Source organism: Mycobacterium sp. 4D054, from assembly GCF_052245755.1.
Taxonomy (GTDB): Bacteria; Actinomycetota; Actinomycetes; order Mycobacteriales; family Mycobacteriaceae; genus Mycobacterium.
Genome location: NZ_JBQQCF010000043.1, coordinates 25,022 through 46,484, shown reverse-complemented (window position 1 = coordinate 46,484; position 21,463 = coordinate 25,022). Strand labels below are relative to the sequence as shown.

General features: G+C 66.9%; 21 protein-coding genes. 5 read left to right on the top strand and 16 right to left on the bottom strand.

The window, feature by feature from the left end; genetic code table 11:
- Positions 1-131: 131 nt before the first annotated feature.
- Positions 132-686 (top strand): TraM recognition domain-containing protein, encoded by a 555-nt coding sequence (locus ACTWP6_RS24090; RefSeq protein ID WP_443188996.1) that lies wholly within the window; start codon positions 132-134, stop codon positions 684-686.
- A 153-nt stretch (positions 687-839) separates the two neighbouring features.
- Complete coding sequence (locus ACTWP6_RS24085; RefSeq protein ID WP_443188995.1) at positions 840-1,763, top strand: hypothetical protein; 924 nt, start codon at positions 840-842, stop codon at positions 1,761-1,763.
- Positions 1,764-1,801: 38 nt separating this feature from the next.
- Here ACTWP6_RS24085 and ACTWP6_RS24080 read toward each other — a convergent pair whose 3' ends face one another.
- The 11 genes from ACTWP6_RS24080 to ACTWP6_RS24030 all read right to left on the bottom strand — a co-directional run bounded on the left by ACTWP6_RS24080 (position 1,802) and on the right by ACTWP6_RS24030 (position 13,818).
- Positions 1,802-3,349: a serine/threonine-protein kinase gene (locus tag ACTWP6_RS24080; RefSeq protein ID WP_443188994.1), complete on the bottom strand. Its 1,548-nt coding sequence runs from the start codon at positions 3,347-3,349 to the stop codon at positions 1,802-1,804.
- An 84-nt stretch (positions 3,350-3,433) separates the two neighbouring features.
- Positions 3,434-4,084, bottom strand: coding sequence for a hypothetical protein (locus tag ACTWP6_RS24075; RefSeq protein WP_112744677.1), 651 nt, complete (start codon positions 4,082-4,084; stop codon positions 3,434-3,436).
- 2 nt (positions 4,085-4,086) lie between these two features.
- On the bottom strand, positions 4,087-5,877 hold the full coding sequence (locus ACTWP6_RS24070) for an AAA family ATPase (protein ID WP_443188993.1): 1,791 nt from the start codon (positions 5,875-5,877) through the stop codon (positions 4,087-4,089).
- A gap of 3 nt (positions 5,878-5,880) precedes the next feature.
- Positions 5,881-7,962 (bottom strand): hypothetical protein, encoded by a 2,082-nt coding sequence (locus ACTWP6_RS24065; protein ID WP_443188992.1) that lies wholly within the window; start codon positions 7,960-7,962, stop codon positions 5,881-5,883.
- On the bottom strand, positions 7,959-10,502 hold the full coding sequence (locus tag ACTWP6_RS24060; protein WP_443188991.1) for an ATP-binding protein: 2,544 nt from the start codon (positions 10,500-10,502) through the stop codon (positions 7,959-7,961). Before ACTWP6_RS24060 ends, ACTWP6_RS24065 begins: the two co-directional genes overlap by 4 nt.
- Positions 10,486-10,863: a hypothetical protein gene (locus ACTWP6_RS24055; protein ID WP_443188990.1), complete on the bottom strand. Its 378-nt coding sequence runs from the start codon at positions 10,861-10,863 to the stop codon at positions 10,486-10,488. Before ACTWP6_RS24055 ends, ACTWP6_RS24060 begins: the two co-directional genes overlap by 17 nt.
- Positions 10,864-10,865: 2 nt before the next feature.
- Complete coding sequence (locus ACTWP6_RS24050) at positions 10,866-10,991, bottom strand: hypothetical protein (protein ID WP_443188989.1); 126 nt, start codon at positions 10,989-10,991, stop codon at positions 10,866-10,868.
- Positions 10,992-10,999: 8 nt separating this feature from the next.
- Positions 11,000-11,281 (bottom strand): hypothetical protein, encoded by a 282-nt coding sequence (locus ACTWP6_RS24045; protein ID WP_443188988.1) that lies wholly within the window; start codon positions 11,279-11,281, stop codon positions 11,000-11,002.
- 74 nt (positions 11,282-11,355) lie between these two features.
- The gene (locus ACTWP6_RS24040; RefSeq protein WP_443188987.1) at positions 11,356-12,273 is read right to left on the bottom strand and encodes a conjugal transfer protein; all 918 of its coding nucleotides are present in this window, start codon (positions 12,271-12,273) and stop codon (positions 11,356-11,358) included.
- A 1-nt stretch (position 12,274) separates the two neighbouring features.
- A complete protein-coding gene (locus tag ACTWP6_RS24035; RefSeq protein WP_443188986.1) occupies positions 12,275-13,423 on the bottom strand; it encodes a hypothetical protein in 1,149 nt (382 codons plus the stop codon).
- Positions 13,420-13,818 (bottom strand): hypothetical protein, encoded by a 399-nt coding sequence (locus ACTWP6_RS24030; protein WP_443188985.1) that lies wholly within the window; start codon positions 13,816-13,818, stop codon positions 13,420-13,422. Before ACTWP6_RS24030 ends, ACTWP6_RS24035 begins: the two co-directional genes overlap by 4 nt.
- Before the next feature lie 116 nt (positions 13,819-13,934).
- Between ACTWP6_RS24030 and ACTWP6_RS24025 the strand changes: the two genes are divergently transcribed.
- The 3 genes from ACTWP6_RS24025 to ACTWP6_RS24015 all read left to right on the top strand — a co-directional run bounded on the left by ACTWP6_RS24025 (position 13,935) and on the right by ACTWP6_RS24015 (position 16,023).
- On the top strand, positions 13,935-14,309 hold the full coding sequence (locus ACTWP6_RS24025; RefSeq protein ID WP_094295600.1) for a helix-turn-helix domain-containing protein: 375 nt from the start codon (positions 13,935-13,937) through the stop codon (positions 14,307-14,309).
- Entirely contained in the window at positions 14,299-15,078 is a 780-nt protein-coding gene (locus ACTWP6_RS24020; protein ID WP_112744742.1) for a hypothetical protein, read from the top strand. Before ACTWP6_RS24025 ends, ACTWP6_RS24020 begins: the two co-directional genes overlap by 11 nt.
- An 81-nt stretch (positions 15,079-15,159) precedes the next feature.
- On the top strand, positions 15,160-16,023 hold the full coding sequence (locus ACTWP6_RS24015) for a hypothetical protein (RefSeq protein WP_146764798.1): 864 nt from the start codon (positions 15,160-15,162) through the stop codon (positions 16,021-16,023).
- A gap of 31 nt (positions 16,024-16,054) precedes the next feature.
- On the opposite strand, the gene ACTWP6_RS24010 is transcribed toward ACTWP6_RS24015, so the two are convergent.
- The 5 genes from ACTWP6_RS24010 to ACTWP6_RS23990 form a co-directional block, all read right to left on the bottom strand.
- Complete coding sequence (locus tag ACTWP6_RS24010; RefSeq protein WP_112744744.1) at positions 16,055-16,252, bottom strand: hypothetical protein; 198 nt, start codon at positions 16,250-16,252, stop codon at positions 16,055-16,057.
- Between the two features lie 100 nt (positions 16,253-16,352).
- A complete protein-coding gene (gene eccE / locus ACTWP6_RS24005; protein ID WP_443188984.1) occupies positions 16,353-17,900 on the bottom strand; it encodes a type VII secretion protein EccE in 1,548 nt (515 codons plus the stop codon).
- Complete coding sequence (gene mycP / locus ACTWP6_RS24000) at positions 17,897-19,558, bottom strand: type VII secretion-associated serine protease mycosin (protein WP_443188983.1); 1,662 nt, start codon at positions 19,556-19,558, stop codon at positions 17,897-17,899. Before mycP ends, eccE begins: the two co-directional genes overlap by 4 nt.
- On the bottom strand, positions 19,555-21,072 hold the full coding sequence (eccD, locus tag ACTWP6_RS23995; RefSeq protein ID WP_443188982.1) for a type VII secretion integral membrane protein EccD: 1,518 nt from the start codon (positions 21,070-21,072) through the stop codon (positions 19,555-19,557). Before eccD ends, mycP begins: the two co-directional genes overlap by 4 nt.
- Complete coding sequence (locus ACTWP6_RS23990; RefSeq protein WP_443188981.1) at positions 21,069-21,434, bottom strand: MinD/ParA family ATP-binding protein; 366 nt, start codon at positions 21,432-21,434, stop codon at positions 21,069-21,071. Before ACTWP6_RS23990 ends, eccD begins: the two co-directional genes overlap by 4 nt.
- Positions 21,435-21,463: the final 29 nt, after the last annotated feature.

Here is a 21,463-nt window from a genome sequence, read left to right as displayed (position 1 = left end):
GACCAGCGCGGGGTCCGTTCGTGGGCACGCTGATGATGCAGACGACCGCCGTCCCCGACCCGGGATTTCGACAACTTCAATGACGATCACCCCCGCCGTGGTCGTCACACAGAGGGACGGTCAACACAGCCGTGGCGTTGATCGACTCCATCATCCGCCACTTCCGCAAGCGCACCGCCCAGCACCAGCTCGAACACCGCCTGCTGCTCGAACTCGACGAAGTGTGCAACTCGTGCCCGCTGCCGGCGCTACTGAACTACGTCGGCGAGTCCGCCGGTCTGGGCGTCAACATCATGGCTACCGTGCAGGCCTCCAGCCACTTCGATGTCGTGTACGGCCCGAGATACGCCGACGCGCTGCGCGACATCTTCCCAGGCACCGTGGTGATGTACGGCGCCCACGAGCGTCAGCTGCTCGAACAGGCTTCGCACTGGCAGGGCCTGGGAACGCGGCGCACCGAGTCCTACGAGCCCAACGGCGGAAGTCGTTCGCAGTCATCACAACTGGGCTCAATCATCGACTGGCAGGAGCTGCTCCCCCAAAGCCTCGAAGAAGCCCAGCTCCTTTTGCGCGGCACCGCCGGGCGCCGAGTCCAGATCCCCGACTGGAGCGTGTTCCTCGAAATCTACGACGGAGCGATCGAGACCCGCCGCCGTCGCCAGCAGACGTCGAAGGCGTCGGCATAGGGAGCGATGAGAGTCGCACGCCGCCAGCGACTGTGCCGCCCTGTATTTTCATCGTTCAGGTGGCTGGAGGGGCAGCCTTTGTGAAGAGGGGTGTCCGCGGTGAGCTCAGGTGGTCCCAGTTCATCTCCGCGTGACGCCTCGCAGAAATTCGTTGTGAGCCTTTTGCTTGGCCTGCTCATAGCGCTGCTTACTTGGAAGCTGACGACGGAATGGGTGTGGCAACTCGACGTCGCCGCTGCCCTGTCACTGGCGTTAGCCGGATTCGGGTTGGTCTTGGCGGCCTACCAGGCGTGGGGACCGTCCATTCACCCGGCGACGTTCAGCCGCCGCGCAGCCAGCGTCAGCTGCATCATCCTTATAGCCGTGATCGCAACCGTCTGGACCTGGCCGTCGATTTTGGACCTGCTCGATCGCGGCGGCGACGAACAGGCAGGAGTCGAACCCCTTCCAGCCACGTGCATCGAGCCTCCCTACGAGGCCAACGACTGGGGACCGGACCGCCCCCTCGTACCGCTAGGCGAAAGCAGCGTTCCCGCGTTCAACAACGGTATTAGTGAGGACGGGAGGGACTACCGAATGTGGATGGTCTCCGCCCGTGACGCCATCTATCAGGACAGCCCAAAACCAAACGGTGGCTATGAACGCTCCATCGAAGTCAACCCGCAAAGCTCGTACCGAATTCGATTCATCTTCTGGAACAACACCGACGTCCCCGGCTTGCAGATCAACAATGTCCGAGCATCCCTGCGACTGCCGCAGTGTCCTTCGACGGACATTCGCTTGGTCGGCCGGGTTACGGGTGACAACGCGGTGCCCAACAGCATCTGGGGAACCGCTCGATTCCACTCTCCGCAACCCTTCAGGCTGGAGTTCGCGCCCGACGCAGGCCCCGGTCACAGGGCCGTAGTCTGCTGGCCGTCCCAAGCCGCCTGCAATCCGAACGGGCAGGGGTACATTCCGCTGGATCCCCACCAGCTGCTCGCGCCGGGAGGCTTGCCGATTCCCGGCGGCACGCTCTATCCCGGTCCCCACTCCTTCACCTTCATCATGGTCTATGTCCGCCCCGTGTTCGGCTAACGCGCTCGATCAGGACTTCGGAGTGGCGACGTAAGCCGCTAGGAGTGCGACGACCACCAGGCGTAGAGCCCTTCCAGGGTGGCGCCAGGCGTTTCGGCTCGAACAATACTGAGCAGCAGTTCGTCGTCCTCGGTCCAGACCACGACGGGCTGATTGGCCTGAAGCCCGCAGAAGACCGTGCCCCGCTCCACTGTGGGGGTGTCGTTGCGCCGCCATGGTCCCGGCGACTGAATGTTGGGCGGACAGATCCGGGGAGTGGAACGATTCACCGTGTCGGTGAAAGAGGCCTGCAGGGCGGCGGAATCTCCGCTGAGCGTGTAGGTCGACGACGTAGGGCCGCCAGGGTCGGTGTTGGGGCCACAGGCCATGGCGGCGGTCACGTCTGCGTCGGTCGGTTCAGGTGCGCAACTGCCGGGCGGATAGCCCGCCGGTATCAGCTCAGCAAGCGCCGCCGCCGCAGCGGTGGCGGACGTCGTGGCCGTGGTCGGCGGCGCCGGGGACGTCGCCTCGGTCGAATCCGATCCCGACCACCGCGCGATGAGGATCGACCACAGCACAGCGGCGACCGTCACGACCACGGCGACGATTGACCACAGGATGACGAGCGGTCGCTGCACCCGAGGCTTCCGTGGCGTTGGCGTTACGCGTATTGCTGCGTCGAAGCTTCTCGTCAGTTCAGGTCTGTTGGGCTGCAATGGATTCGACGGTGAGGCGGCCCGGGCCGCCGGCAACACGGGGCGCTGGGTGAGCGAGCCCGCTGCCGCCGCCGCGGCCGCGACGAATTCGCGCGCCGAGCTGAAACGGTCGGCCGGATTCTTGGCCAGCGCCCGCGCCATGACCACATCCAGTTGGCGCGTTGCGTCGGGTAGGTGGTCGGAAAGTCGGGGTGGAGGCTGGTGCAGGTGGGCGAGTGCGAGGGCGGTGGTTCCCTCAGCGGTGTAAAACGGCTGCTTGCCGGTCAGCAGTCGGAACAGTGTGCAGGCCAGTGAGTAAATGTCGGCTCGGCCGTCGATCGCGTCGCCGGTGATGACTTCAGGAGCGGCATAGGCCAGTGTCACCGCCAGCGTCGAGTCGTCGCTGGCATCGTCTGGGCCACCTGCTGCTCTCGCCACCCCGAAATCGCTGAGCAGTACCTGCTCGGCTTCGGGTGACCCGTGAGCGAGCAGCACGTTCCCCGGTTTGACGTCGTGATGGACGACGTTGCGCTGGTGGGCGTAGTCCAGTGCCTTGGCGACCTCACCGGCGATGCGGACAGCGCGTGCAGCGGTCATGGTCCCGGCCTGCAGCGCTGCCTCCGCATCGGTGCCGGCGACGTACTGCATCGCGATCCACAACTGGCCGTTCTCGGCTTCGCCGCGGTTATGGATCGACACGATGTTCGGGTGATCCAGCAGCGAGGCGATATCGGCTTCGCGCACGAACCGCTCACGGAAGGCCTCGTCGCCGGAGAGGTCGGCGCTGAGCACCTTGAGCGCGTCGCGCCGCGGCAAGGTCGGATTCTTCGCCACGTACACCGTTCCCGTGGCGCCGGTGGCCAGGATCTGCTCAATCCGATACCCCGCCACCAGGGAGCCCACCGCGAACATAGACACAGCATCGCCTACTGATGGGGTGGCCCGGCCGGTGAGGCGGGGCGTGTCCGGTGCTGCCTTCCCAATCATCTGTGGCCCTCAGCGCCTTCTGTGAGGCCCGAACAGTGCGTGCAAGCGTGCTCGCGCCCACCGTTTGTGCGCGTCGGAGGCCTCGCTTGACCGGTCAGGTTCGAATATCACGTGTGCTGACTGAACCAGCTCGCCGTCGCGGCCGGTGGTCAGCGATTCGGCGACGCGGTGCCCCTGGGCGGTCAGTGAATCGACGAGCTGTTCATGCAGCCGATCGGCAGCGAAGTCCCACCAGTCGTCGACTGCGGCCAAGACTCTGCTGTGTTCCGGCGAGGTGGGCCGCGCCGGTGGCGGGCTGTCTGTCTCCGGCATCCATTTGCCGATGTCTGTCAGCCAGGACTGCCACTGGTGGGTCAGCTCCACCAAGGCCTGGTCGAGGCCAGGTTGGTTCCCCACATGGTGAAGCGCCTGGACGAAGGCTGCGCCGGGTAGGCCGTCGACATCGGGTCCGGCCTGGGCGCACGTGCGGGCGAAAGCGGCCACCGCGCGGGTCACGGCGAGCTGGGCGTTGAAATCGGCGCGCAATGACTCCACCGGTGCGCCGGCGTGACGCTCGGCGGCTTCGCCGACCTCCCGGTGCAGCTGCTCACTAATGACCGTCCACTGTTGGTAGGCGTCCTCGACGGCCCTCAGCGCGGCAACTTCCGCATCGCGTGCCACGGTTACCCTTGCTCGCGGGTCTGGATTCCTGCACTGATGAGGACCTCGCGCAGAGCGTCGGTCATATCGGCCTCCACGACGGTCCGCAGCAGGTCCGAGTCAGCGGTAGCCAAGTCGATCGACGGGTCGGAAACGATCCGCGCCTTCATCCTCTCCACCGCCTCGGACACCACGTTGCGCACGTAGCGGCCGTTGCCCGCGATGTCGACGAGCATTTCCGCCGGGTTCTCGGGATTATTGGTCGAGGTTGAGGTGAGCCAGCTCGTGTACCGGTCAAAGGTGGCGGCTGCGCCGGGATGCACCAGTACCCGGAAGTTCTCGGCGAACATCGCCGCGATCTGGCCCAACTCCTCAGCGCTGTAGGAGCTGAACTCCAGTTGGGTGGGAAACCGCGACCGCAGACCGGGGTTGGCTGAGAGCAGCCGGTTCATACCGTTGGCGTAGCCGGCCAGGGCGATCATGGTGTCGTCGCGGTGGTCCTCGGCGAACTTCATGATGATGTCGAGTGCGATACGCCCGAAATCGCGCTCGTTGTCGGCTTTGTACAGGTCAGGAGCCTCATCGACGAACAAGACGCGACCCTTGGCCTTCTCCAAATACTGGCGGGTCTTGACCTCGGTTTCGCCGATGACGCCGCCAACGAGGTCCGGACGGGAGACTTCGATGAAGTCTGGAGAGTCCAGGATGCCCAGGCCGAAATACATCTCACCCATTACCCGCGCGATAGATGTCTTGGCCGTTCCCGGGGGACCGACGAGGGTCATGTGCAGCGCGTTGCGCTGCCCGACTCCCTCGCCGCGCGCGGCCATCGCCCGGTCGTAGATCTGCACGTTCTTAAGCTTGTAGACGTGGGCCTTCACCTTGCCCAGGCCGATGAAGGACTGTAGGTCCCGCTCGGCCTTCTCAAGGACGGCTTCAGCAGCCTGAGCCTGCTCGGCTTGACGCAGTTCCTCGGTGGTCGGCCCGGACTCCGGATCCCAGCGGCTGGTCCGGGCAGTGATGGCCTGCGCGGTGGTGGTCCTGGGGCCGAAGGTGGGGTCGGCCAGAGCCGAGGAGGCCTCGGGGAGAATGCGCCCGCCGACGCTGGCCCTGCCGAACTCGACGCGGGCGTCGTCCTCCCGGCCCAACAGGCGCAGCGCGAAGCCGCGGTAGAGGGCCGCCAGGGCTGCGGCGTGCGGGCTGACTTGATCGGCGGTGACGCCTTTGAGCACGACTAGGCCGGCGTCGAACTCGCCGAGACTGACGTGAGCGAGTCCGGCCATCAGGTCGGTGGCGGCGTCCACGGCCCTCAGGGTCCCGGCGACTGGCCGGTCGGCCCAGTCCAGAACGTCGGTCCAGCGCTGGGTGACGTAGTGCAAGGTGGTGCCCAGGCAGCGCCAGATGGGCGTCTGCGTGGGTTCGCGGGCGGTGTCGTAGGACTCCAGCAGCTTCTCGGCGGCGTCGTAGTCCTTCTCGCTCAGCAGCGCCGCGATGTAGGCCAGGGTGATCGTCGCCGCGGTGTAGGGGAACACCTCGATGAAGCCCGGCGAGGGCACCGAGGCCTCCAGAGCAGTGTCCTGCAGACCCAGGCGGCGCGTCTCGCGGTGCACGGTTGCGCTGGTTTCGTGTGCGTGGCGCAGTGTCTGGCTGGAGTGATCGCCGGTGGCGATGAGCCCCAGCCAGGCGTCGCACATCCCGGGGTCCATGCTGACCGCCTGGCGGAACCGCTCCCGCGCGGTGGCGGGGTCTGCTGGATTGCCGAGCAGGCCCAAGGCATCGAATCCGGCGTCGAGGAAGTCGCGCGCAGTGCTCATCGTCTATGACCCAATCTCTCGGGGTGGTCGCGGCGGTCGGGCGGCGCGAGGCGCCGCGGTGTCGTTCTGGCGGCGCTCGTCGATGTCTATTGTCCCTGCTGGGGCACCGTTGCCGCGCGGAGGTTGAGAGCCCGCATCTGCGGGCCGTCCGGGTGCGTGCGCCGTGCTGCGACTGGCCAGGGTCGGCGCCTGTGCGGGTTCACGGGCAGGCGCGGCGCCGCCTGCGGTGTCCGGGCGTGGCTGGCGCAGCGGGGCCGGTGAAGCCTCACCCCTCGCCCCCTGGGCGGCGGGGGACGCCGAGTTCCTGGTGTTCTTCGCGCTCTTGAGCACGTGCCCGGCGGTGCTTGCGACACCGGCCGCCTTGGCCGCGGCCGCGACGGGGACGGCCACCTCGGGGGCGGCGACCTTCACCGCGCTCACCGCGGCGGTCGCGGCCGCCGATTTCGCAGCAGACTTCGCCGGCGACGCGTCGTTGCCGGTTCCGGCTCCGCTACCGTTGACAACGGTGCGCGCCGTGCTCGACGATCGCGGCTTGAACCACTCCATGCCGGGTGTGCGCCGCGCTGACGAGGAGCCGGCGCCATCGTCTTGGCCGCCTGCGGTGTCGTTACCGCCGCCCCGTCCTAGACGCGCACTCGCGGATTGCGCCTTGTCGCGGTACGACCCCGCTTCGTTGCGGACGGCGCCGGCGCCGGCATGCCACGCGCCGGTGACCTGACGGCCGATGGTGCCCATGCTGTCGGCGTGGAAGGAGCGGTCGACGAACCGGAAACCCAGCCAGAGAACGCCGGCGGCCACGGCCATGATGAGCACCCGAGGAATCGCTGTCGCCGTGGACGCGCCGAAGGCGTCCGTGGTCAGCACCCAGGTAATGCCGATCGCGGAAACGGCAAGGTAGACCTCGAACACCATCAGTTGGATCACATGCATGAAAAGCTCTGTGCCGCAGTGCTTGGCGAACGCCAGCGCCCGTCCGAAACCCAGCATGCCGATGAGGAAGGACGGCCCGACCAGGATGCCGAAGTACAGCGATTTGATGCCGACCAGCATGGCCGACAGGCCGACGTAGAAGTAGAAGAAGGCCACCACGATCGCGACCAGGACCAGCAGGAGGCCAATGGTGGCGTCCGAGCCCCCGAGGCGCTGGGCATAGGCCAGAGCCTGGGGAGCGCCGCAGTTGGCCATGGCGTGCGCCGGGCCGGGACCATCAACGCCTCCCGCACTGGTGATGGCGGAGTTCCATGCCTGCCGGCATCCGCCGACGTCATCGACGACCATGCCGAAGTTGAGGACCTGCAGCGGATGGCGCACGCCCGCCGTCACGACGTTGGCCATCAGGGCATCCAGCTTGGAGTCCAGCGAGGTGCCGGACGCGAATGGTGCTCCGGTGGCGGCCTGGGCGATCTCCAGCCCGGTGCCGCGTCCTAGTGCCAGCAGACCGTGCTCGCTGTACAGGTCGCCGATGGGGTCGGAGAACACTGTGGCCAGCAATACCGTCAGGACAAGGGCGGTGCCAAGCATGGCCCAGCCCCGGCCGGGGTGGCCACGCAGGATGTGGTAGCCCGAGACGGTGACGCAGACCGTAATCGCGATGGGGGCCAGCATCATTGAGCTGACCAGCGAGGCGACCGCGTTGTACAGCGGCAGGCCGAAGGTTGCGATGGCGACGAGCCAGCCGGTGGAGAGCGCGAAGCGCAGAAACCACAGCGCAGCGGCCATGATGAAGATGAACGTCCCGGCGATCATGCCCAGCCACCATGCCGCCGTCGCGTTGTCGACCGCGCGTTCCATCGCCGCGGCCATCCACGGCATCCAGGTGCTCGGATCGATCATCGAGATGTCTTGACCGTTGTTGGTCGCGGCCTCCCGCGACGACACCATCGACAGGAAGTAGAACGCGATCGGCACACCGTCGTTGTCGCGCAGTCCGGTCCAGCCCAGCGCTGCGGAGCCGCCCGCAGCGACGGCATTCGGCGCGCACAGCAGGGCAACGAACGACAGCGTGTAGGTCAGCGTCATCGTCACGAGGGTGCGTCGTGCGCGCGGGTGGTCAGCCAACCACAGGGTCAGCGCGCCGGAGGTCATGCGAAAACCTCTTGAGGCGGGGTGCTGTCGACGTCGGCGGCCAACTGCGTGGTGGGAGCACCCAGGAAGCGGCAGCGGGCCCGCCGGCCGCGCTCATCAACGATGAACCCCTCCCCCATTCGTGAGGGGTGAACTTTGCCGAATGCTTCGTCGTCGCTGTCCTCGTCGTCGGCCGACTCGGCCGGGCTCGTGTCCTCGTAGTAGGACTGCACCACTTCGGGGTACAGCTCGGGATCGACCCCTGCCCACTCCAACGTCTTGGTCGCCAATTCCTCGTTGCGGATTGCGAACAGCCATTTTTGGGTGATGAACTTATCCCCCATCCGGGCGAAATCCCGGTAGTCCTGGGAAATCAGCCAAATGCCGGTCGCATGCTTGCGGCCCTGGCGGGTGATGCGGTGGGCGGTGCGTGCGCCCGCGGGATAGGCCATCAGCTCGGCAGCCTCCTCGAAAATCATCGTGGAGAACTGCTCACGGTGCAGAAACTGGTGACGCTGCACGGTGTCGATGATCAGGCCATAAATTGCCATCCCCGCGCGAGCACTCTTGGGCAGCTTGTCGTACAGATGCGGGTTGAGAATGTCGTCGGCATCGGGCAAACCGAGTCGGTTGGTCAGCCAGATCGTGGCCAGTGACTCTGACGGTGAGTACGGCGGCAATGTCTCGTCGAAGATGGCCCGGGCGGCTTGCTGGGTGGACCAGGCCTCCAGGCGCGCGAGCAGCATGTCGTTGTTGGCGTCGGGCTGAGCTCGCAGGTAGCCGATGAGTGAGCGCATGGAGTGAATGCCGTTGGCTTCACGCATCTGTGGGCTTACCAGCAGCGTAAACCGATTCTCCATGTCGCTGTCGGCGGGAACTCCGATCATCGGGAGGATGTGGTTGGCGGCGACGTCGCCGGCCTCCTGGAAGGCGAACATACGCAGAGGGTCGAGGCTGAACCGGGAATCGCCCAGATCGATAATTGTCGTGTGGGTGACGTTGCGGAACGCCTGCCCCCATTCCCCGTGGGTGCCCGGGTCGAACACGTCGACCTTGCCGCCGCGCAGGACTACCTCAATCCCAGAAAGCTTGGCGCGGTTGGACTTCCCCGCGCCAGGGTCTCCGATGACGATCAGTCCGGTGTTCTTGTGGCGGCGGGCACAGCCCTCCGGATCGTGCAGGATCAGGCTGCGCCGCAGGGTGTTCTGATTCTCGGCCAGCGGTGTCCCGCGGGAGTCACCCACCCGCGTCGAGATCAGCGGTGTGAACCGGCCCCACAAGTGCGCCGAGGTCGGATCGCGGAACTCGTCAAGGTGTGCGTGCTTCTCACTACCCGGATTGAAAGCCGACCACAGTTTGGACTGCGCGCCGCGCCACCGACTGACCGCAATCTCGGCCTGGTCGAGTTCGTGGCGGACCTGTTTCACCGCATCCTCGCACATCTCCAAGGTTGGAGCGCCCACGGCGATCAGAGTGGCCACGTCCAGCTCCCGCTCGCTGGGATTAGCCTTGATCTGCGCGTTGTACTCGCGCGTGTTGGCCAGCTTGATGTCGAGTTCGTCGTCCTCTTCGATCATCCGGCCACGTTGGCGCATCTGGTCTTTGATGTTCTTGGCCGCGCGCGCGTTGAGCGCTTCGGCGCGGTCGGGGCTGCGCACGGTGACGTGCTGCATCCAGTCGATGGCGGCTTCGGTGTCGACGTTATCGAGGGCATACAGATACGCCGCCTTGGTGAACCGCAGGCCGGTGTCGGGGAAGTGCGTGACCGGCAGCAGGGCCTGATAGCTCCACGGCCCGTCCGGGTGGTCCGCGTCATAGAGGCGCACGATGGGTCGCATCGTCGGCCACCAGGAGGAGCGCACAGCGTTGGCGCCCTCGTCGACGCCAGGGCGTAGGAAGTCAGCGGCGGTGAGCCGGTCTGGGCCGGCCGAGGCCGGCGGCATCGGATCGCGCAGCGTCCCGCGAAAGACGTTGTGTCGGTGCTGCCACAGGATCTGCAGTGGACTTGCCGGTCGGACGCTGAACTGTTGGGGCAGCGAGGCGACCACCTCGGCGGCCAGGCGCGCGTAGGCGGCGACCGAGGTGTCCGAATCGACGTCGCGACCGACTACCCAGTCCTTGGCCTTCGTGGCAGCTCCGGCTGCGGTGCGACCGCCTTTGCCGCTATCGACCGGGAAGGTCAGCCAGCCGCGACGTCGCTCTTCCAGGAACACCGGTGCGCCAGCGGGTGCGGCGGCGGGGTTGAAGGTGGGCTCCCACAGTCGGCAGTGCTCTACCCAGCCAGGTTGGTGGCTGTGGTTGCCAACGATGTTGCGCATCAGGCGGTTTGGATCGGTGGTGTCCAACAGTCCGGACAGTGACCACCCCGAGGGCAGTGCGCGGGCCAGATTGCGGTAGAACCGGCTGCCCCGTTCGTGGGTGCGCAGCGGTCGCAGGACCAGCGGCAGCCCGTCGATGAGGTAGTCGGCATAGACTCCGCCGCGGGTGAAGCGCAGGTTGCCGATTACGGCCAGCGGCGGATCGAAGAGATGATCGACGCGCGGATCAGCGTTGCGTGCCATGACCGCTCCTGGTCGCCGGGCGCGCTGCGCATCCGTTCTTGGGCAGAATTGACGCCAACGCGAAGCTGGCGCGCGCGGCCAGCGACGGTCGCCGCTTGGGCAGCACCATCCGCAGGATCACCGTCACGACGACAGCTGCCACGGCAGCGATGCCGAGGACGCTGAACCCGGCGCCTTCGTGGGTGCGGAACCACCACAGCGCGGGCAGCATGATCATGCCAATCGCAACGAGTTCGGCACTGCGGTACGGGCCGCCAGGCAGGCGGTTCCCGGTCGAGGACTCCCCGGCGTAGATCGGGACATCGCGGATGCCGGTGAAGACCTTCGCCGGCTCCCCGGTGGGTACCTCGTTGTTGGGCATGGTCAGCTCTCTTCGTGGTGGCTGATGAGGATGGGTTGGTTATTCGCGTCGTCGATCAGCCCGGTGGTGCCGTAGATGAGCGCGGCGATGACGAGGAAGCCAAGCAGCGACGCGGCCAGCTCAGACATTCGATGCGTCATTGTCCGTAGACGGAGACGATGCCGCGCTGTTCCAGCTCTTGGTTGCCTGACTGTTGGAAGCCGGCGACGTTGGCAATGATCAGCGACAAGATGATGCCGCCGACCACGGCGCCGATGGCCGATCCGATTCCCTGCTTGAAACCGTTGCGCAGGCCGACCGCGATGCCCAGCGCCATGGCGGCCAGACCGCCGACGACGACTACGATCGAGAAGATCTCTTGGGACATGCCCACGATCCCCTGTGCCGCCAAAACCGTTGTGTTCGATGCGATATCCATCGGTGTTCCCTTTCAGTGTGATGGTGGATGGACCGAGCTGGCGGCGGGGTGCTGCCGCAGCTACGACGGGGTATTCACCGCGTGCCCACGGCGACGGGGGTGGGCGGGGCATCAGGGTCGAGCGCCGGAACCACGTCAATGGCCGCGACCGACCAGGCGCCGCCGGTGGCGCGCAGGGTGAGCGGATACTCCAGCGGGGTGGAGGTGTAGTCGGCTGCTCGCGCGCTGACCGTCACCCAGACCCGCAGCTCGCCGCCTTCGGCCGGGGCCTCCGGGACCGGGTTTTGCGCTCGGATCGAGGTCACCGCGGCGGTGGAGTAGGCGCGCAGCGGACCTAGCCCCGAGTCCACGGTGACGAATCGTTCGATCCCGTTCGCGTCGGTGAGGTAGCACGTGACAAATCCGCTGATCACCGCTGCCAGAACGGCATCGTTGGTGATGGTCACCGGATAGTCCAGCGACACGTCGACCCCGGGTGGTGGCGGGTCGCGGCGTGCCGGTTTGGCCATCGCCCGGGGCGCAGCACCGTTGTAGACACTGACCGGGAGCTGGTAGTAGCTGCGCACCGGAGGCGCGTTGGTATAGGACTGCTCGGTCACGGACACGATGACGCCGTACGTCGCGACGCCAGGCGTCGTTTGGCCGATTAAGGTCGCAGATGCAGCCTGCGCCGAAACGATCAGCGGGGAGGTCGTAGGCAGCGACATATCGGTGCTGTCGGGGAAGCAGCGCGCCACCTCACCGGCCCGACTGCTGCTTGCTGTCAGAAGCACTGTCACGCAGTCGATTGCGTAACTCTCCACCAGGGCGGTCTCGTTGCCCACCGAGCGCGCGGTCACTGCCACCGGGGTCTCGTCTTGCGGGAACACCCACCGCCACAGCGTGGACGCTCCGCTGATGACCGAGCAGACCACGAGGATCGTCACGATGACCTTGGCGCTGCCCTGGCCGGTCGTGGTGAGCCGTCGCCGCCAGGTGTTGGTCAGCTGCATGTCAAACCGCCTTGTGTCCAATGATTTTGATGCTCGACACGGCGAAGGTGCCGTCAGCCGGATCCCGCGGAGTCGATCCACCGGGGAACACGGGGACTGGTGTCGGCGCGGCACCCTGGTTGCCGCCGAGAATGTCGCCCAGGATCGACGGGCCGGCGCTAGGTGGCGGTGCGGCCGGCGAGTTGGTTGGTGCGATCGCGGGCGGGCGGCTGGTTTCTTGGATGATCAGCGTGATCTTCGAGGCCAGCACGCCGGGGCGGATGGATTCCACGGCTTCGCCACGGACATTGCCGGTGTTCTGGTTCTTCACCGTGCGGTCGGTGTCGTTGAACTGCCACTGCACACGGGTGACCACGCGATGCTGCAGCCACGGGTCCGGCTGATCCGGGCTGACCTCGGTCTTGTTGACTGCGCCCGGCACGATGGACACCGCGGTGATGACGAAGGTGCGGCCCAGGTCGATCTCCAGGACCTGACCGTCAACCGACCGCACACAGACCCACGGAGTCGTGGAGCTGGGGTCGGCCACCGACTGCGCTGACGTCGATCCCGGTGGGCAGTCCGAAGAAGCCGTAAAGGGAAGCGGCCCATCGGTGTTCGGGGGCGGGCTGGGTGGTGCCACCTCGACCACACGGGGCGCTACCGGAGCGGATGCTGGCTTGGATGGTTCCGCGCTCGGAGAATTGGCCATAGTGACGACGAGGGTGATGATTGTGCCCAGGACGGCCGCAGCGCCGAGCGCGGCGACTACCCACGGGGTGTATCGACGCGGCGACGAGTCCTGGGGGGCAATGGCGGCGGCGTCAGAGGATGGGCTGTCTAGATCCACCACCGACCCGCCGGCGTCGAATGACCCGCCGACATCGAAGGGTGAGCCGAGCAGTACGGGCCCGTCGCCGTCGTAGTCGTAATCATCCTCGGCATAGCCCAGCGGTGATTCCTCGCCGTCGCCGTCGTCATCGAATTCTGCGGACTGTCGCTCGGACGCGAAGCCATCGGCCGGGTCGGGCTGCGGTTCCTCGTCGGCCGAGGGGGGCGCCGATCGAGAACCGTTGTCGGCGCCGAAGGTGCCATCGCGGTCATCGTCATCGTGAACAGTGACCGCCCCGATGTTCTTCAGCCACTCGTCGTTGTCGATACCGCGCGTCATGGCCGCCGGCCCCGGACGGCGCGAGACGGGCGGTTTCCTGCGCGAGCACGCCGCACGTGCGTCGCCGCTGCGTGAGTCATGGCCGGAGCGACGTCGAGGTCCTCCGTCTCGGGCGGCCCCCACCGCAGATGCAGCCCCTCTGCGGGATCGATCTCAGCGCGCGGTAGCGCCGCAGCGGTAGGAGCTGGCTGCGTGGGAACCGCGGGGTACGGCGCCCACTGCGCAGCGGGAGCGCCTCGGCTGCGCCCACGCCGGCGGAGCACATGCAGCACCAAGGCGGCGAGCGCCACCACCGCCAGGACCGGGGCTAGCTGGACAAGTATCTGGACCAGCACGGCGACGACGACGGTCAGACCGACCGCCACCCCCGCCGCCACCATCAGCACGATCTTCACGTCAAGCCTCCCTCGAATAGGCTAATGCTCAACTACGTAATCGCACCGTATGCATTAAGGGGCAAATGTGTCCACACTCATGGACGACTAATGGCGAAATATGATTCTGTTAGCGCATGGAGGCACCAGAACAGGGCATCGAGCGGCTGCACCACTTTGTCACCGAGCGGCGACGCGCACTCGGCATCAGCCGCGCGCAGATGTTCGCCCGCGGCGGGCCGTCACCCTCGACGATGAATAAAGCCCTCACCGGGGACCGGGGGTTATCTCGATCCACCCTGGAGCGCATCGACCGCGCGCTCGGATGGGCGCCGGGCTCGGCCGAGACTGTGATGAGCGGCGGTGCCCCCACTTCGCGCATCCCGGCGCCCAGTGACGCGGCATGCCCTGCGCATGAGCACGTGGTCACAGTCCTGGAAAGCATCCGGACCCAGCTGCACACCGCCGAGCAGCTCGTTGAGGATCTGCTTGGGTCCGGCCATGCCCGCTGAGGTGTTCGACGAGGAGCGCCGCGCCTGGATCGCCGCGCGCGCTGGTATCTGGATGTTCCAGAAGCGCCGCGCCGAACTGCTCGGCAAACGCATCCGTGCCCGGAGCCGCGCCAAAGTGGGTGCCCGACCCGACCCGCACGACGATCAGGTGACTCCGCCGCTGATCTTCCGCACGTCCTCCACCACGACCGGTGCCCTCGAAACCGGTGTTGTCGCCGTCCTGGCCGCGGCCGCACCGATCGGCTGGCCGGCCGGCCGGATGCTCTACAGCCTGATCATCGGACTGATCCCCGAGCGTCTGCAGGCGTATCCGATTGCGGCGCTGCTCTGGGCTGCCATCATCAGCGGCGCACCCTTGCCGCTGCTATATGACCCCAATCCCTCGCTGACCAGCACGCTACTCATTCCGTGGCTGCTCGCTCAGATCCCCGCCACCTTCGCCGCCGCCGCCGCCTACGGAGTCCTCGAAGGATGGTTAGCCATCGACGGCTCCAGCGACTGGTGGCCGCTGACGCCCGCCCAACGCGACGTCGACGACACCCTGATACTCGGCCCAGCGCCCGTGTCGATGCCCACGTTGCTCGATCCCGCCCCGTCTACGGGGACCCGTTCATCAGACGCCCTCCCCGTCCCCCGCCGAAGGCCGGCACCTGTCAACTGGACCCGGCTTGTCATCCCCGCGTCCCTCGCCGGCGCGGGCACCTGCTGGTACCTGGTCGCCGTCGCCAGCGCGCTGATGACGGTCCCGGCCGGGCTGCTGGGCGGCTAGGTACTCCCGGCTTCCGCATCAGGGGCTGACCTGTCCGTGCGTCGCCATACTCGGCTGTCCAGCACGAATACCCTGGCGGGCATGAGGTCGTGGGATTTCTGGACGGAGCGCACGGTGCGTGGCTCTGACCCGTGGGGCGGCGATGAGCGCACTGAGCGGGTGCTCGATGAGCAACTGCTGAAATCCGTCACGCAGGGTCCGCTCGCCGATCGCACCGACATCGAGGTGGCGGTGGCCCTGGCCCGCTTCGCTCACGAAGAGTTCGAGGGCTATGGCACCGGAGGTGCCGACATCACCCAGGACGAGTCGGTATTGGTCTTTCGAGCGCTCAAGGCCGTGTTGACTCGCTTGGGCATCACGACGTTCGATCCCCCGTTCAGAGACTTCACCACTTTCTACAAACACTGGCGATCCGAGGGCGCGAGCGGACCCGGCGGCTGGCAGGCCCGCCGCGACATCCTCGACAAGTACTTCGAGCCGCTTCAAACACTGCTCGACGAGCGAGAAGCAGGCTCAATAGCCTCCACCCTCGCCACCGCCATCTCGCCCCGCAAAGTCACAGGATGGCCGCGCGTCGACGAGGAGGTCTCCGAGCTGCGCCGCCACTTTGAATCGGCGTCAACACAGCAGGACTACTCCAACGTGGGAAATGACTGCGTGGCCATCCTGGAAGCGCTGTCGGCCGCCGTCTATGACCACTCAAAGCACCAGCGCGGCGACGACGCCGAGCCGCCCGTTGCGAACACGAAAATCAGACTCGAACGCTACGTCGAAGTCGAACTCGCGGGAGCGGAGAACGCGGAACTGCGCAAGCTCGCACGGGCGACCATCGAACTGGCCCAAGCGGTCAAGCACCGCCGCGCCACGGTGTCGAGGATCGAGGCCGGGATTGCCGCGGACGCAGTAATCCTCCTAGCCAACATGCTTCGCCGCATCCAGCCCTAATCTGAGTCAAGGTGGTCAGACCTTGACCTACCTATGGGCGGTGACCTTCTGGCTCGTCGAGGAGAAGTGGCTGGGCAACTTGGGTCGGCTGTTGCTGCATCTGCTGGGTGATCTGTACAGGTTCTCGGTCGAGCGCTTGAGTGATCTGTGTCGCCCGCTGCTGCATTTGCTGCATGGTCTGGATCAACTTTCTTCGCTTCGCATGCGGGTCGCTGTTGCCTTCCGACATGGCTCATTTCCTTATACTGCGTGCGCGCATCGCTGGTTTGCTCCAACACTGCGCATCCCGCGGACGGGAAGGGCAGTAGCGTGACCGGTCGCCATCATCATCAGTTCAGGAACGTCTGCTCGTTGCGGAAGGTCACCGCGTCGAGGCGAGCGGTGAAGCGCTGGGTCTCGATCCGGATTCGTCCGTTGCGCTGAGTGATTCGCACGTCGGGCTCGACCGAGCGGGGTCCCGCGCCGACGCTGATGCTGACGAGAGCGCCGGGGTAGGGATTGGCGGACCCGTTGTGCACCACCACTGTTGGGGGTCGCGGCGGCTGAGCGCGCAGATCGGTGGTGTTCCAGATCCGTGACGACGCCGCTGCCATGGCCCACCGGCGTCGCGGGTCATACACGGCGACCACTTCACCGCTGGCCGAGGCGCGGCGAATGAGCTGCCGGACAGCGAAATCGTCGTCGGAATCGATGACGATGCGGGTGGGCCCAGCCGGGTCGCGCAGCGGCATGAGTAGCAGCGCATCGTCGACCTTGCCCAGCATGACGCCCGACGAGCCGATGGCCACGGCTGCGTCGAGATCAGAGGTCAGCGTTCGCGCCGGCATTCCGTTGATCCGGTCGGATCCGGGCAGCAGCGCAGACAGCGCCCACCACTGGCGACCTGTGTAGCGGTTGAGGATGACCGCCGGCGGGGTGAGCAGCGGCTGCGCCGTGGTGAACCGCACCGTGGCCGACACGGTGATCCCCTCGCTCGAGCGGCGCAAGTGCAGTGCGAGCAGCGTGTGCTCTGAGGCGATTGCCCACATGTCGTCGAGGCGTTCAGCCGTGAGGTCATCTGAGCTGAGGTAGTAGCTGGTGACGTGGGCCCCACGGTGGGTGAGGTCCTTCCAGCCCTCGCGGAAGGTGCTCTCGATGTCTTCCTTGCTGCCGCCGTGCATGTCCAGAACCGCCTGGCGCATGTCGGCGGCCGTCATTGGTTCGGCGCGGCAACCGCTTTGGCGCAGCGCACGTGTGATGCGACGGGTGACTGCGGCGACGGCGCCAGCGGCATCGGTGCGCCACATCAGCCCGGCCGTGGTGTCTGGAGCACGGGTATCCATGCGGATCATCAGCATGGTGCTGCGCTGCCCGGCTGCGGGTCGGTCGGCCAAGAGCTGGGCGTAGAACTGGCCATAGTTGTCACTGGCTGTGCGGCGGCCCTGGGCGATGACGTCGATGTCCACACCAAGCCCAAACCGTTGCATCTGCTCCGCAATCACGCTCAGCGGCAACGTGTTCGGGGTCTCAGCTCCTTGTGGACGCAGCAGCGTGGGGATGTAGGGCCGACCCCACACGTTGACCATTGTGATCAGGGTGTGCTCGTCGACGTGCACGCCGAGGGGCTGCCCGTCGCTGTCGACGTCGACGTACTCGCCGGTTTCGACACGGTGTTCCTTGTGGCGGAGCCGCCCGACGGATCGTGTGAGCCACTGCCAGGGTGTCAGCCGCGCCACTTTCACCATCAGCAGCAGTGCGCCGAGGACCGCGCCGCCGGCTGCACCGGCCCACCAGGGCCCGCCGAAGGCGATGGCGATGGCGGTGCCGAGAACGGCGAGGATTTCGGTGGGCAGTGCCGCGCGCAGATCGGCGCGCGCGCTCCAGGTGCGTTCCTTCATCGTTGCTGCTTCCTTCGCCAGACTGTTGTCCCCCAGAGCACTGCGCCAACCAGCACCACGCCAGCCCCGATCTGGGCGGCCAGCATGCGTGCCGGTCGCGGATCCGGCGGTGGTGGGGGTGGCGGAACGTGCAAGGGCGCTTCGGTGGGTGTCGGTGCCTTGGCCGGAGCCGGCGGCACGTCCCAGGTCAGTGCAGCGAGCGGGTCGACGACGCCGTAGCCAATCACGTTGTCGCGCCCGCCCGCAGGTGCGTGCGCGGTGGCGGTGAGTCGGTGAATGACTTCGGCCGCGGGCAGTTGCGGGAACTTGGCCCGGACCAGTGCTGCCACTCCAGAGACATAGGCGGCTGAGAACGAGGAGCCGATGATGGGTTTGAACTTGTCCTCGTCGATCGAGGCGTTGATGACGTTGCCTGAGGTGGACAGGCCCACGATGTCAGAGCCCGGCGCGGCAAGGTCGACCCACGGTCCATGCAGCGACGCGGCTTGGCCCATCAGCGGTGTGCCGAAGTTGTCGGTGGCCGACACCGCCAACACGTAGTCGTCGAACCAGGCCGGTGAGGCGATGGTCAGCACTTCATCCCAGCCGGATGCGCCGGTCGGTGGTGGCGGATTCTGCGTGCATCCCTGTGTGCCCGCGTTGCCGGCGGCCGCGACGATCACTGCATCGCGGTCGACTGCTGCATAGCGAAGCGCCGCGCCAAGGACTGCTTGGTCGGTCGGTTTGGTTACCGGGATGCAGGACACCAGCGAGATGTTGATGACTCGTGCGCCGAGGTTGGCGGCATGCACGATCGCTCGCGCCAGCGTGTTGATGTCGCCGGTCCTGCGGACCTGTTCTTGGTCCTGATCGATGCGGGGGTCTTTCAACCCGAAGTTCTGTGAGCTTTGACGGATCGCCAGAATCACTGCGTCTGGGGCGATTCCGACCAGGCCATCGGGGCCACCAGTCGGGGGTGGCACTTGTGGATGGGGAAGTTGCGGCGCTTGGGCGACACTGCCGCCGGGTCCCCACGCCGGAGGTGGTCCGGGCGGCCCCGGGGGCGGAGGCGGGGGTTCTGCCGGTGGCGGCGGGGGTGGCGGCTCGGTGGTGGTCTTGGTGATGGTGATAGTGGGCGGTGGCGGTGGCGGTGGAATTGGTTGTGGCGCAGGGGCTGCGGGCGGTGGCGGTGCCACCTGCGCGCCCGCGGGACGCACTGGTAGCGGGGCGCCCGAAGGCGCCGCGCCGATCAAAGATGCGACCAGAGTCCCGTGTCCGTCACAATCTGAGAGCCCATCACCGTACTGCGCCAACACGTAATCGCCGCCTGCCACCAGGTGAGGCAGGCGCGGAGAGGGCGCCACCCCGGTATCGATGACGGCGACGACGACCCCGGCGCCGGTCGACTCTTGCCACGCCGCCGGCATGTCCAGCAGGGCCAGGGCCGCGGGCAGCTCGCGCAGATCGCTACCCGGAATGACACCGGTCAGCGTGCACGCGCGCGTCTGCTTCATCGGCCAGTCCGGGGCTGGGGCGGGATCCGGCGGTGGCGGGCCGGGCGGCACCACCGGTGGGGTGATCGCCCAGCTGGCTCCCATGCTGGTGGCGGCGAGCAGCGCAACCGTGCCCACCAGCCCCGCACCGGTACGCGCCCGGGCGGCAAAAGGCTTGCGGCTCATATCCCGTGCCTGACCGCGTTTCGGATTACCGGATACAGATTGAGCAGCCACAGCGCCCAGGGCAGCAGCGCCAGCAACAGGACGTACTCGATCATTTCAACGAACCGCCGCATCGGGGCGGTGTATTCGCGGAAGGGCACCACAAGCGCGGAGAGCAGTCCCAGCACGGCGAGGCCGAGGGTCACCGCAACGCAGATCATGGCCACTTTCAAGCTGGTGGAATCGCTGGCGGCGTAGCGGCCGATGGCCGCCGCGGCTGCCCCCATGCCGGCAATCATCAACGTGACGGATTGGTAGCGGTCCACGAACGAGCGTGAGCGAAGCACCAGGATCACACAGACCGCCCCCACGAACGCGGTGTAGCGCCATCCGCCGGGCTGGCCAGGTACCACGGCGTAGCGGGCGGCGACGATGGTCACCACGGCGAGCCCGATCATCATGCCGGTCAGGGTGTTGTTACCGCGCATCACCCATGCTCGGACCTGCTCGGCGGTGGCCACCCCGGTCGGGCCGACTGGAGACACGGTGTCGGCGGGCTGGCCGGGTAGCCGCTCGAAGACGCCGCGATTGGTCACGGAGGGAAACAGCGGTGTCGGCACGCCGGAGGCGGCGACGGCGGTGCTGGTCGCCCAGGTCACGGCGATAATGACGCCGATCATGGCGATGACGGCGACCCGTTCTGGGCGGACCTCCCAGGTCGAGGCCGCGACGATCGACGCCGCGAAGGCGAACGCACTGACGGTCAGAATCGCGGCGATGGCCACGATGTGGCGCCCCCAGATCGTGGCGAGCACGATGACGCCGACGATGACTGCAACAAGCGGTGCGGCGAGGTGCCACAGGCCTGGTGCGCCCGGCAGGGACATGGCCGCGGCGGCCGCCGCGGGAATGAGCGCGACCCAGGACAGTGCGTGACCGGTTGCGCGGCGCTCACGGCCGGCCACAGTGCTGGGATCTGCCTTGGACAGTCCGCGGGCTGCCGCGACGAGCGCCACCAGCATCGCCCAGGCCGAGGCTGCGCCGATCCAGCCGTACGAGGCGTCGGTGCCCCCGATGCTCCACCACCAGTTGACGAGGATGAGGCAGGCCCATCCCACGACGCCGGCGGCGAGCCAGCTGGCGACTTTGCGGCCGATGTCGGGTGTCAGGGTGGCCAGCAGTTGATTGGCGGCTTGTGCGATGGCGGTCGAGACCATTTCCGTCACCGGTTCGTAGGTCTCGGCCGAGGCCGCCGGCAGCAGCCACAACTGCTCCCCGTCGAGCACCCCACACTCATCCAGCGTCTTCTGCGGGTCCAGCGGTTGTGCGTCCGCGCGGCACAGCCGGTAGCTCTGCTCAGGATTCAGCAGCGGCCGGCCCCGTTCGCGCAGAACCTCATTGACGCGGGCCACCAGGTCCTCGGTGACCGCGATCAGCGCCACCCCGGCGGGCAGGGAGTAGTCGATCTCGAAGTCCTCGCCCACCAGGAGCGCGACCCGGCACAGCGCCGGGGTGGACGGCTCGGCGGGGTTCACTTCCCGTCCTCACTGCTGTTGAAGCCCGAGGCTAGCCGAGCGGTGATTTCCAGGTAGCGCCGCCGTGTCTCCGGGCGCAGCTCGTTGATGTCAATCACCCCAGCAGAGGCGATATGCGGGTCGAACGGGACGACGAAGACGCGTTGCGGGCTGACCCAGCGAGAGAACTTCTCCACCAGCGACTCAACCAGCTTGCGGTGAGCCTTGCCTGTCTCGCCCCGCACATCGTTGATGACGACGACGGTGCGCTGCAGCAGCCGGTGATAACCAGCCTCGTAGGCCCAGTCCATCAGCTCGGCAGCACCTTTGGCACCGTCCGGAGCTGTCGAAGCCACCATGATCAAGGCATCGGCGCGACTCATCAGGCCCGGGATGACCTGATGGTCGACGT